Here is an 11198-nt window from a genome sequence, read left to right on the forward strand (position 1 = left end):
GCGCACCGATTGCAAGCAGGAACCGCCAACATGAGCACAGGCAGCCATTTCACGATCCCGGGACTGCATCACGACGAAACCTACCCGGTGGGCGACCGCTCGCAGACTGTGGCGGTGGAGGGATGGAACGAGCGGGTGCTGCAAGGGTATTTGGTTGATTTTCAACCCGGGCAGGGCATCAAAGTGCTGCCATGGGGTCAATCCAAAGCGCTGGCGCTGCGTTTTGTGCAGGTCAAGCGGCTGCGCTGGTTGACGGCTGCTTGGGCGCCCGCGGCGACCGGCGACGCAGCGTTGCTGACGTTCGTGGTGCATTTGCGTGACGGGGCGATTTACAGCGGTCGTTGTTACGACTGTCGCTCGGGTGCTGACGGGCTATGGATTTTTCCCAAGGTCGCCGCGGCTGACGATCCGCCACGCGTGTTCATTCCCCATAGCGCGATCGCGCACCACCACGTGCAGCGGGTGGACGAGGCGCTGCGCGCCGATGAGGAGTTCAGCGCCACGGTTTGGCAGGACGACGAGGGCGGAAGCGGGGAGCCGCAAGCCGGCGCGGCATCTTCCGCGTCGCCTGCGTGGATAACGGTGGAGACCCCGGAACAACTGCGCGAGGCGCTGCAGCGGCAAGCCACGCTGCGACCGGTGCCGATCGGCGAAGCGCTGCTGGGCTTGGGCAAGATCACCCCGCCTCAGCTCGAGGCGGCGCTGCAGCGGCAAAAAAGCACCGGCGCGCCGCTGGGCCAGACGCTGATCGAGATGGGTCTGATCCAGCCGGCAGACTTGCAGGTCGCGTTGGCGCGCAAGATGGGCTATCCGTTCGTCGATGTGCGTCAATACCCGGTCGATCCCGAAGCGTTGCAGCGCGTGCCGATGGCCTTGGCGCTGCGGCTGCGCGTGCTGCCGCTGACGCTGCTGGACGGCGCGCTGGTCGTGGCCATGCCCGACCCGCTGCAGTTTCGTGCCATTGATGAGCTGGAATTCGCCGCGCAGTGCAAGGTCATCCCGGTGGTCAGTGCCGCCACCGAGCTGCAAGCCCGCATCGGCGAGCTCTATCACCTTCACGGCCTGGCCGACGCGGCAGCCGAGGCGTTGGATGTCAGCGCGCGCGACAGCGCGGCGCTGCCGCCGGATGCCAGCGCGCAGCAACTGGCGCAGCGGCTGGCGGGCGAGTCCGCTGCCGAGCTGCCGGATCCCGAGCCCGGCGCGGCCGACGCCGCTGCGACCACCGCCGACAACACGCTGGTGCGCCTGATCAACACGATGATCGTGGAGGCGTTTCACCAAGGCGCCTCCGACATTCACATCGAGCCCTATCCCGGCAACGAAAAAATTCAAATTCGTTTTCGGGTTGACGGTCATTTGCGCCCTTATCTGGAGCTACCCGCTGCGTTTCGCAATGCTTTGGTGGCGCGCATCAAGGTGATGTGCGACTTGGACATTGCAGAGCGACGAAAGCCGCAAGACGGAAAAATCGATTTCAAGCGCTTTGGCGGGCTGCCGATCGAGCTGCGCGTGGCCACCATTCCCACCGTCAACGGCATGGAAGATGTGGTGATGCGCATGCTGTCGGCGGCCGAGCCGATGCCGCTGGATAAATTGCAGCTGTCGCCGGACAATCTGCGCCGTCTGGTGGAGATCCTGGAACGACCTTATGGGCTGTTTTTGTGCGTGGGCCCCACCGGGTCGGGCAAGACCACGACATTGCACGCGGCGCTGCGGCACATCAACACGCCCGACCGCAAGATTTGGACGGCAGAAGACCCGGTGGAAATCACGCAGCGCGGGCTGCGCCAGATCCAGGTCAACCCCAAGATTGGCTGGACGTTTGCCAATGCCTTGCGGGCGATGTTGCGAGCCGACCCGGATGTCATCATGGTCGGCGAAATCCGGGATGCCGAAACGGCGGAGATGGCCATCGAGGCGTCGCTGACGGGGCACTTCGTGCTGTCCACCTTGCACACCAACTCGGCGGCGGAGACGGTCACGCGCCTGCACGAGCTGGGGGTGGATCCGTTTTCGTTTGCCGATTCGCTGCAGGGGGTCTTGGCGCAGCGGCTGGTGCGCAAGGTGTGCCCGGCGTGCGTGCGCCACGAGCCGCTGCAGGGCGAGACCTTGCGCGAGCTGATGCTGGAATACCAAACCCAGCTGCCGGCTGACCACCCTTGGCGCGATGCAGCGCAGCTCCACGCGGTCTGGCTTGAGCGCTTTGCCCGTGAAGGACAGCTCTGGCTGCCCCAGCCGCAGGGCTGCGCTGAGTGCGGGCAGACCGGATATCGCGGGCGGCTGGCGATCCACGAGCTGCTGTTCGCGCACCCCGACCTCCACCCGTTGATCGTGCGGCGCGAGCCGCCGGCGCGGTTGCGCGACGAGGCGGTGCGGCAGGGCCTGCGCACCTTGCGCCAGGACGGCATCGAAAAGGCGCTGATGGGCCTGACCACCCTGGCGGAGGTGCGGGCCAACAGCAACCTTTGAGGTTGGCTCAGCCGCGAGCTGTCCAGATGCTGCCTGCTCAGCAGCCGCGGATGGCCGGCGTTTCCCCCTCCGACGTGCGCGGCCGCCTCAGGGCTCGGCTTCGACGATGCGCATCAGCGCGGTACGGTCGCGCACCACGATACCGCCCGGCTCGATGCGGATGGCGCCTTCGCGCTCCATCGTTTTGAGCTCTTGGTTGACGCGTTGGCGCGAGGCGCCCAGCAGCTGCGCCAGCTCTTCCTGCGCCAGCTGCAGCCCGATGCGCGTCTCTTGCCCGTTGGCCAGGCACGGCACGCCGTAGGAGCGGCACAGGTGCAGCAGCTGCTTGGCCAGCCGCGCGCGCAGCGGCAGGGTGTTGAGGTCTTCCACCAAACCAAACAGCGTGCGCATGCGCCGCGCTTGCAAGCGCAGCAGCGCTTCGTAGAGCTCGACATGCTGGTCGAGGATTTTGCGAAAGTCGCTGCGCGCCACGCACAGCAAGGTCGTCGCTCCGTGGGCATAGGCGTCGTGCGTGCGGGCGTCGCCATCGAACATCGCCACGTCGCCGAACCACACTCCCGGCTCCACGTAGGTCAGCGTGATTTGCTTGCCGCTGAGGGTGGTGGAGCTGACCCGCACCGCGCCTTTGGCCACCGCGCTCCAGAAGGAGGGCGGATCGCCGCGCGCGCAGATCAGCTCGCCGTCTTGGTAGCGTTTGACGTAGGCGCATCGCAAAATGTCGTGCCGCAGCGAGGGAGAAAGACTGGAAAACCAGCGGCCATGGTTGATGGCCTCGCGCTCTTCCATGGTCAGCATCGGTTCCTCAAGCGGCTGTCGTGCGAGCGACTGAATGGTCATGCGGTCGTCTCCTAGGGGACACGGGGTCGGCGCAAGGTTCAGCGGTAGCGCGGCGCGCGCTTGTCCAAAAAAGCCTGGATGCCTTCGCCGGCGTTGGGGTGGTGCAGGTTGCGCACGAAGTGGTCGCGCTCGTCGCGCAGCTGGCGCGCCAGGCCGTGCTCCAGCGCGTCGTTGGCCAGCGCCTTGATGCTGGCCAGCGCGTTGGGGGCCTTGGCGTTGAGGCGTTCGGCCAGCGCCAGCGCGTCCGTCAGCGCCGCGCCCGCGGCGCTGACCGCGGTGACGAGGCCCAGCTGGTGCAGCCGTTCGGCGCCGATGCGCTCGCCTAACATCAGCAGCTGCAGCGCGGTGGCGCGCGGCAGCTGGCGCAGCAGGCTCCAGGTGGCGCCGCCGTCGGGCGAAAGCCCGACGTTGACGTAGGCCATCACGAACACCGCGTCGCGCGCCGCCACCAGCAGGTCGCACGCCAGCGCGAGCGAAAACCCCGCCCCGGCGCAGGCGCCTTCCACCGCGGCGATGACGGGCTTGGGAAAGCTGCGGATCGCCTCGATCCAGCTGTGCAGCGCCTCGATGCTGTCGGCCTGCACCTCGGGCGGCTGCTGCCGGTTGGCCAGCAGCCGCTGCAGGTTGCCGCCGGCGCAGAAGGTGCCGCCAGCGCCGGTGAGGATGACGCTGCGCACCTCGGCGTTGCGCTCGGCGGCGATCAGCGCCTCGAGGCCCGCGACGTAGATTTCCGGCGCCAGCGCGTTGCGCTGCTCGGGGTTGTGGATCGTCAGCACCAGGGTGCCGCTTTCCAAGCGGGTTTGCAGGGTCGCAGGCATGGCCTAGCCCTCTTCAGCGTGCAGCAGGCTCAGACCGAGCTGGGCGCGACGGCGCAACCACGGCGAAGGCCGGTAGCGCGGGTCGCCGTAGAGCGCCTGCAGGCGCGTCAATACCGTCAGCAACCGATCCGGCCCCATGGCATCACCCATGGCCAGCGGCCCCTGCGGGTAGCCCAAGCCCAGGGTAACGGCGGTTTCCAGGTCGGTCGGGGTGCAAATGCCTTGCTGGCAGATGTCGGCGGCGATGTTGACGATGGTGGCCAGCGTGCGTTGGGTGACGAAGCCGCCGCTGTCGCGGATGACGCTGACCGGCTTGCCGTCGCGCGCGAGCAGCGCCTGCGCCGCAGCGCGCATCTCGGGGCGCGTGGCGGGATTGGTGGCCAGCACGCGGCGCTTGACGGCACCATCGGGCAGCAGCATGTCGAGGCCGACGGTGCGGCCAGGGTCGAGCTGCTCCTGCGCCGCCACGGTGGTGACGTCGTCGCCCAGCGGCGCCACCACGATCAGCGCCTGCTCCGACGGCTGGGCGGCGGTCTCGATCGTCGCGCCGAGCCCGTGCAGCAGTTGCAGCAACGCCTCCCGACGGCAGGCGCTGGGCGCGACCCAAACGGGCGGCAACGCCCCCACCACCGGCACAGGCGGCTCCGGCGGCACCTGCGCCTGCCCATCGACGTAGCGGTAGAAGCCCTCGCCGACCTTGCGCCCAACCACGCCGCCGGCCAGCCGCTGCGCCGCGATCACGCTTGGGCGAAAGCGCGGCTCCTCGTAATATTGGTGATAGATCGACTCCATCACCGGCTGCGAGACGTCCAGCGCCGTCAGATCCAGCAGCTCGAACGGCCCCAGGCGAAAGCCCACCTGGTCTTTCAGGATGCGGTCGATGGTGGCGAAGTCGGCCACGCGCTCGCCGGCGATGCGCAGCGCCTCGGTGATGTAGCCGCGCCCGGCGTGGTTGACGATGAAGCCCGGCGTGTCCTGCGCCATCACCGGCGTGTGGCCCAGCTCGCGCGCGAAGGCGGCCAGCCGCTGGGTGACGCCGGGGTCGGTCTTCAGCCCCGACACCACCTCGACCACCTTCATCAACGGCACCGGGTTGAAGAAGTGAAAGCCCGCCAGACGCTGCGGGGCGCGCAGCCGGCTGCCGATCGCCGTCACCGACAGCGACGAGGTGTTGGTGGCCAGCACCGCGTCCTGGCCGACGATGTCTTCGAGCTGGGCAAACAGCGCCTGCTTGGCGTCCAGCCGCTCGACGATGGCCTCGATGACGAGGTCGCAGCCCGCCAGCGCCTCCACGCCCGCCGCCGGTGCCAGCCGCTGCAGGCACGCGGCGGCCTCATCTGCGGTCATGCGGCCCTTGGCCACCAGCTTGTCCCAGGTCTCGCGCAGTGCCGCAAGCGCGGCCTGCACCGCTTCGGGCCGTGCGTCCAGCAGATGCACCACACAGCCGGCCTGCGCAGCGATCTGCGCGATGCCGCGGCCCATGGCGCCCGCGCCAACCAAGCCAATGTTGCGGAAAGTGAGACAGGCCGTTGCATCCGACATGGGCAATCCCGGTTCAACCCCATGAATATGACAAAATCGATGCGTGGGAGGCATCTTTAGCCCATCCGTGGATCATAGGCATGAAACTGAAGGATAACCGCATGCGTCCCCTTGTTTTGGCCATCGCCGCAGGCTGGGCAGCCTGGCCTTCGCTGTGGGCCCAGTCGCTGGGTGCGGCGCAGGGGACGGTGCAGATCGGGCGTCCGCTGGACGTGGTGGTGGCCGCGCCTCTGGAAGGCGACGACCCTGCCGCGGTTTGCGCGCAGGCGTGGGTTCGCTTCGGGGATTTGCCGCTGCCGGCCTCCGAAGTGGCGCTGACGGTGGTGCGCGACGAAGCGCGCGGCAGCGGGTTGCGGGTGCGCACGCGCAGCGTGGTCAACGAGCCGGTGGTTCAGCTGCGGGTGACCTTGGGCTGCGGCGCGCCGCTGACGCGCATCTACACCTTGCTGCCGCAGGCGCCCGAGGTTGTGGCCGAGGTCGCCATGCCTGCCGCGTCGGCGGCGGCAGCCGCTCCTGCGGCCACGGCTTTGCCGGTGGCGCGCGCGCAAGCTCCAGCAGCGGCGGCCTTGGATCCAGCCGGGTCGGCTCCTGCCGCGCCACGCACGCCCAAGTCGGGTTCGCCACGCGCCGAGGCAACGTCCTCCCGAGCCTCAGCGCCCCGGGACGCCACGCGCTCCGCTGCGTCGGCGGCGCGTCCTCGACCGCCGCGAGATCCCTTGCCAACCCCTGTTGCCGCCCCCTCGTGGAGCAGCCGTTTGAGCGCGGAGTTGCTCACCCCTGTGGCCGCCGCGCCCGAAGGCGCGCCGCGCCTGAGCGTGGAACCGCTGGCGTTTGAGTCCGACGAAGCGTTTGTGCAGTTTTTGCTGGCCCGCTCGCTGGGCCTGGCGCCCGCACGCGCAGAACCTGAGGCGTCCCCGGCCGCCGAGGGGCAGCCCGATGCCGCTGCCGGCGCTGTGGCCACGCCCGCAGCGGCTGCGGCGGACGCGGCTGCGGCGCCGCCAGCCGCCGCGCCTCAGCCTCCTGCATCCCCAGCGCCGCAGGACGAGCTGCCGTGGACATGGATCGGGGCTGGCGCAGCGGCGCTGTTGCTGGCGGCGCTGGCGGCGCTGCGTTGGCGGCAGCGCTCCGGTGCGAGCGCGGATTCGGGTCGTTTTCGCTGGCTGTCGAAAGCGGCGGCAGATGGCGAGGGGGCCTTAGGGCCGTCGGCGCAGCGCCAAGATCCGGTGATCGCAACGGTCACCGCGTCAGCGGCTGGGGCGGCCCCGGCCACAACCCCGCGCGAGACGCCGGCCAAGCCCCTGCGACGCGTTGAAGCGTCGGCCACCTCCCCTTTGGCTGCCCCGACAGCGACTGCCGTGCCGCGAGCGGCGTTGGCAGAAGAAGGCCGCGGGGCTGCTGCCACGCGCACGGTGCCGCCGCCCACGCCGCAAGCTCCCGCTGCCGCGGCAGCGCAGCCTCCATCGCGTCCGGCTCCTTCGCCGGTGTCGGCTGGGCCCGCGCAGGAGTCGGGCGATTTCGTCGCTGATTGGGATGCTGCTCCCCAGGAGGACAAGGCGGCAGCCGCCCGCGTCAACCAGGAGGCGGCGCTAGCAGTTTCAACCTCCACTTCTGCCGCCATGCCCGCATCGTTGGATGTGGCGGCGCTGCACGAGCTGTGGCAGCGCGTGGACTTTCTCGTCGATCTTGGGCAGGTGTCGGATGCCATCGCGGCGCTGCGCAGCTTTGTGCTAGCGCATCCCGGCGCCAGCGAAGCGCCTTATCGACGCTGGTGGGCGCTGGCGCAGGCAAGCGGCCTGGACGCTGGGTTGGCTCAGCGCACCTACGAAGCGCACTACCAGCGCCCCTGGCAGCCGGACGGGCTTGACGCCAGCCTGTTGGACGATGCCGAATGGCTGCAGCGCTTGCAAGCGGTTTGGCCCAAGGACGAAGCGCGCCGCCTCATCGAGGCAGCCTTGGCCAGTGCGCCGGGCCACGCTGGAGAGCCGCCGTTGGCGGTGCGCACCCTGGCCGCTTGGGACGACCTGATGTTGCTGCACGGCGTGCTGCAAGCGCGCGCGTCGTTGCCTGAGTCGGATCCCAACGCCGCGCCGTCCAGCCCTGCCGGTAAGGGCGAGGATGACCACGTTCTCGAGTTCGATCTAGGGGATTGGACGCCGCCGCCCGCCGCGCCGCAGCGCTAAAGCGGCGTGGGCCTTGAGCTGCTGCGACTTTGCAGCGGGCGACGCACTTGCAGCGCGCCGGGGTTGACGATGTGGGTCGGCGTGCCCTTGATGTAGTTGACCACGTTGTCAAACGCGGCGGAAAAATAGGTTTCGTAGCTGTCGAGCTCGACGAAGCCGATGTGCGGCGTGCAGACGCAGTTTTCCAGCCGCAGCAGCGCGTGGCCCTGCAGGATCGGCTCGCTTTCGAACACGTCCACCGCCGCCATGCCAGGGCGGCCGCGGTTGAGCGCCGCCACCAGCGCGTCCGGCTCGATCAGCTCGGCGCGCGCGGTGTTGACCAGCAGCGCGGTCGGCTTCATGGTGGCCAGATCGTCGAAGCGCACGCAGCCGCGCGTCTCGTCGGTCAGGCGCAGGTGCAGGCTCAGCACGTCGCTGTCGCGGAACAGCGCGGCCTTGTCCGGCGCCACCTCGAAGCCGTCGGCGGCAGCCTGCACGCGGCTGGCCTCGCGCCCCCAGACGAGCACGCGCATGCCAAACGCCCGCCCGTAGCCGGCCACGAGCCGGCCGATGCGGCCGTAGCCCCAGATGCCCAGCGTGCGGCCGCGCAGCACCATGCCGAGCCCGAAGTTCGGCGGCATCGAGGCCGCTTTCAGCCCCGACTGCTGCCAGGCGCCGTGCTTCAAGTTGGCGACGTACTGCGGGATGCGGCGCATCGCGGCCATGATCAGCGCCCAGGTCAGCTCCGCCGGCGCCACCGGATCGCCGACGCCCTCGGCCACCGCCACGCCGTGCTCGGTGCAGGCCTGCACGTCGATGTGCGGCCCCACCGCGCCGGTCTGCGCGATCAGCTTCAGGCGCGGCAGCTTCTCCAGCAGCGCGCGGGTGATGGCGGTGCGCTCGCGGATCAGCACGACGATGTCGGCGTCGCGCAGCCGCACCGCGAGTTGCCCTACGCCCTTGACGTTGTTGGTGTAGACCTTGGCGGGGTAGGGGTCGAGCTTGCGCGCGCAGGCCAGCTTGCGCACAGCGTCCTGGTAATCGTCGAGGATCACGATGTTCATGCCCCGGCATTGTGCCCGCTGTCGCCGGCGCGGCGATCCCTAGGGCGCGGTTCGCGTAGCATTCAACGATGGCTTTGTCGATGATCTCCTCTGCAGCCGATGCGTCAACTACGCCCGCCCCTTGGCGTCAGGACGCCACCGTGATCGGGCTCGTGGGGCTGGCGCACGCAACGTCGCACTTCTCGCACCTGCTGCTGGCGCCGCTGTTTCCGATCTTCATGCGCGAGTTCGGCCTGAGCTATTCGCAGGTCGGGCTGTTGACCAGCGTCTTCTTCGTCATCTCCGGCGTCGGGCAGGCGCTGTCGGGTTTTCTGGTGGACCGCGTGGGGGCGCGCCCGGTGCTGTTTGCGGCGATCGCCTGCTTCATCGGCTCGGCGCTGGCGGCGGCCACCGCGCAGGGCTGGTGGGGGCTGCTGCTGGCGGCGGCGCTGGCCGGCGTCGGCAACGCGCCGTTTCACCCGGTGGATTTTTCGATCCTGAACCAGCGCGTCTCGGCGCCGCGGCTCGGCTACGCGTTCAGCGTGCACGGGCTGACCGGCAACCTCGGCTGGGCGCTGGCGCCGGTGTTCCTGGTCGGCATCGCCACCTGGGACGACTGGCGCAGCGCCTACTGGGCCGCCATCGCGGTCTATGCCGCGGTGCTGGCGCTGCTGTGGTCGCAGCGCGAGCATCTGGCCACGCGCGTGGTGCGCCGGCCGGCCGGCCAGACGGCGGCGGATGACCTGGCCTTCCTGCGGCTGCCGGTGGTGTGGGGGTGCTTCGGCTTCTTCCTGCTGTCCACGATGACGCTGGCGGTGGTGCAGACCTACGCCAGCTCGATCCTGCAGGCGGTGCATGCGGTACCGCTGGCCACCGCGACGCTGACGGTGACGGCCTACATGCTGGCCGGCGCGCTCGGCATGCTGCTGGGCGGCTGGGTGGCGGCGCGCGTGGCGGCGGTGGATCGCGTGGTGGCGCTGACGATGGCGGCCGGCGCCGCGCTGATGCTGCTGGCGGCCACCGGCTGGCTCGGCGGCTTCGGCACGATGGCGGCGCTGGCGGTGACGGGGTTGGCGATCGGCATCGGCGGCCCCAGCCGCGACCTGCTGATCCGCCGCGCCACGCCGGCCGGCGCCACCGGGCGCGTGTATGGCACGGTCTATTCGGGGCTGGACACCGGCTTTGCGCTGGCGCCGCTGGTGTTCGGCGTGCTGATGGATCACGGCTGGTACGCGGCGACGCTGGCCGGCGGGGCGGTGACGCTGTTGCTGGCCACCGGCGCGGCGCTGGCAGTGGGCGGGCGCACGCGGCCACACTGAAGGCGCGGACCGTCCGGCGCGGCGGCCCACGGCGCCGGCGGTTTCAGCCCGCCTTGCGCAGCCGGGCGAGGAAGAACGCGTCCGTCCAGCGGCTCGGCAGCACGCGCCGCGCCCGCTGCAGGTCGGGGTGCAGCGGCTGGCCGTCCCACGCCGCCAGGCCCGGCGCCGCCGGCAGCGGGCAGGGCCACGGCAGCGGCTCCACGGTGAGGTCGTCGCGCTCGCGCAGCAGGGCGTCGAGCACCAGCTCGTCTTCCTGCGGCGACAGCGAGCAGGTGCTGTAGAGCAGCACGCCGCCGGGCTTGAGCGCCTGCACGGCCGAGCGCAGCAGCCGCGCCTGCAGCGCGGCGCTCGCGCGCACCTTGCGCGGGCTCCAGTGCGCCCACGAGGCCGGATCCAGCCGCGTGAACTGCGCCTCCGACGAGCACGGCGCGTCCAGCAGCACGCGGTCGAAGCGCTGCGGCACGAGCCGCCCGACCTGCGTGCCGTCCTTCAGATAGAGCTGGGCGCAGGTCACGCCGAGCCGCTGCAGATTGGCCTTGAGGCGGAAGAAGCGCGCGCGCACCGGCTCCACCGCGGCGATGCGCCCGCGGTTGGCCAGGCGGGCCGCGATCAGCGCGGTCTTGCCGCCCGGCGCGGCGGCCAGGTCGAGGATGTCCTCACCCGGTTGCGGGTCGAGCGCCCACACCGCCGCCTGGCTCGCCGCGCCTTGGATGTAGAGGGCACCCTGCTCGACGAGCGGGTGGCGCGTGAGCCGCTCGCGCGCCGCCGCCGGCACGCGCCAGACGCCCTCGACCCCGGGCAGCGGCTCGGCCCCCAGCGCCGCCAGCGCCTCGGCGGCGTGGGCCAGGCTCACGCCCTGCAGCGGGTTGTGGCGCACCACCGCGTCCTTCGGCTCGGCGTAGCTGGCCTCCACCATCGCCCGGTGTTCGGGCGGGATCACCGCGTCCAGCAGCGCGGCGAAGGCGGCAGGCAGCGGCGGCAGCGCGTCCGGGTCTTGGCGGTCCATCGCGC

Annotated in this window: 8 protein-coding genes; 3 read left to right on the forward strand and 5 right to left on the reverse strand. The window is 70.4% G+C overall.

Annotated features, from left to right (window positions below; all coding sequences use genetic code 11):
- The first annotated feature begins 30 nt into the window (after window positions 1–30).
- Window positions 31–2469 (forward strand): GspE/PulE family protein, encoded by a 2439-nt coding sequence (locus tag Talka_RS04380; RefSeq protein ID WP_143889897.1) that lies wholly within the window; start codon window positions 31–33, stop codon window positions 2467–2469.
- An 87-nt stretch (window positions 2470–2556) separates the two neighbouring features.
- On the opposite strand, the gene Talka_RS04385 is transcribed toward Talka_RS04380, so the two are convergent.
- The 3 genes from Talka_RS04385 to Talka_RS04395 are packed head-to-tail and all read right to left on the reverse strand — an operon-like array spanning window position 2557 to window position 5606.
- Complete coding sequence (locus tag Talka_RS04385; protein WP_143889898.1) at window positions 2557–3306, reverse strand: Crp/Fnr family transcriptional regulator; 750 nt, start codon at window positions 3304–3306, stop codon at window positions 2557–2559.
- 38 nt (window positions 3307–3344) lie between these two features.
- The gene (locus Talka_RS04390; protein ID WP_143889899.1) at window positions 3345–4124 is read right to left on the reverse strand and encodes an oxepin-CoA hydrolase, alternative type; all 780 of its coding nucleotides are present in this window, start codon (window positions 4122–4124) and stop codon (window positions 3345–3347) included.
- 3 nt (window positions 4125–4127) lie between these two features.
- On the reverse strand, window positions 4128–5606 hold the full coding sequence (locus tag Talka_RS04395; RefSeq protein WP_246100571.1) for a 3-hydroxyacyl-CoA dehydrogenase: 1479 nt from the start codon (window positions 5604–5606) through the stop codon (window positions 4128–4130).
- 161 nt (window positions 5607–5767) lie between these two features.
- Here Talka_RS04395 and Talka_RS04400 point away from each other — a divergent pair, with 161 nt between their 5' ends.
- Entirely contained in the window at window positions 5768–7846 is a 2079-nt protein-coding gene (locus Talka_RS04400; RefSeq protein ID WP_143889901.1) for a hypothetical protein, read from the forward strand.
- Here the strand turns inward: Talka_RS04400 and Talka_RS04405 are convergent.
- Window positions 7843–8889: a D-2-hydroxyacid dehydrogenase family protein gene (locus tag Talka_RS04405; protein WP_143889902.1), complete on the reverse strand. Its 1047-nt coding sequence runs from the start codon at window positions 8887–8889 to the stop codon at window positions 7843–7845. The genes Talka_RS04400 and Talka_RS04405 overlap by 4 nt on opposite strands.
- 80 nt (window positions 8890–8969) lie before the next feature.
- On the opposite strand from Talka_RS04405, the gene Talka_RS04410 reads away from it, so the two are divergent.
- Window positions 8970–10187, forward strand: a complete 1218-nt coding sequence (locus Talka_RS04410) for an MFS transporter (protein WP_143889903.1) — start codon at window positions 8970–8972, stop codon at window positions 10185–10187.
- A 43-nt stretch (window positions 10188–10230) separates the two neighbouring features.
- Here Talka_RS04410 and Talka_RS04415 read toward each other — a convergent pair whose 3' ends face one another.
- Complete coding sequence (locus tag Talka_RS04415) at window positions 10231–11193, reverse strand: RsmB/NOP family class I SAM-dependent RNA methyltransferase (RefSeq protein WP_143889904.1); 963 nt, start codon at window positions 11191–11193, stop codon at window positions 10231–10233.
- Between the last annotated feature and the right edge of the window lie 5 nt (window positions 11194–11198).

Origin of the sequence: Tepidimonas alkaliphilus (assembly GCF_007556595.1) — a bacterium.
GTDB lineage: Bacteria > Pseudomonadota > Gammaproteobacteria > Burkholderiales > Burkholderiaceae_C > Tepidimonas > Tepidimonas alkaliphila.

Excerpts from the sequence above, each read along its gene's own strand:
- Talka_RS04380 (WP_143889897.1), top strand. The coding sequence starts at position 31 with ATGAGCACAGGCAGCCATTTCACGATCCCGGGACTGCATCACGACGAA.
- Talka_RS04385 (WP_143889898.1), bottom strand. The coding sequence starts at position 3,306 with ATGACCATTCAGTCGCTCGCACGACAGCCGCTTGAGGAACCGATGCTG.
- Talka_RS04390 (WP_143889899.1), bottom strand. The coding sequence starts at position 4,124 with ATGCCTGCGACCCTGCAAACCCGCTTGGAAAGCGGCACCCTGGTGCTG.
- Talka_RS04395 (WP_246100571.1), bottom strand. The coding sequence starts at position 5,606 with ATGGGCCGCGGCATCGCGCAGATCGCTGCGCAGGCCGGCTGTGTGGTG.
- Talka_RS04400 (WP_143889901.1), top strand. The coding sequence starts at position 5,768 with ATGCGTCCCCTTGTTTTGGCCATCGCCGCAGGCTGGGCAGCCTGGCCT.
- Talka_RS04405 (WP_143889902.1), bottom strand. The coding sequence starts at position 8,889 with ATGAACATCGTGATCCTCGACGATTACCAGGACGCTGTGCGCAAGCTG.
- Talka_RS04410 (WP_143889903.1), top strand. The coding sequence starts at position 8,970 with ATGATCTCCTCTGCAGCCGATGCGTCAACTACGCCCGCCCCTTGGCGT.
- Talka_RS04415 (WP_143889904.1), bottom strand. The coding sequence starts at position 11,193 with ATGGACCGCCAAGACCCGGACGCGCTGCCGCCGCTGCCTGCCGCCTTC.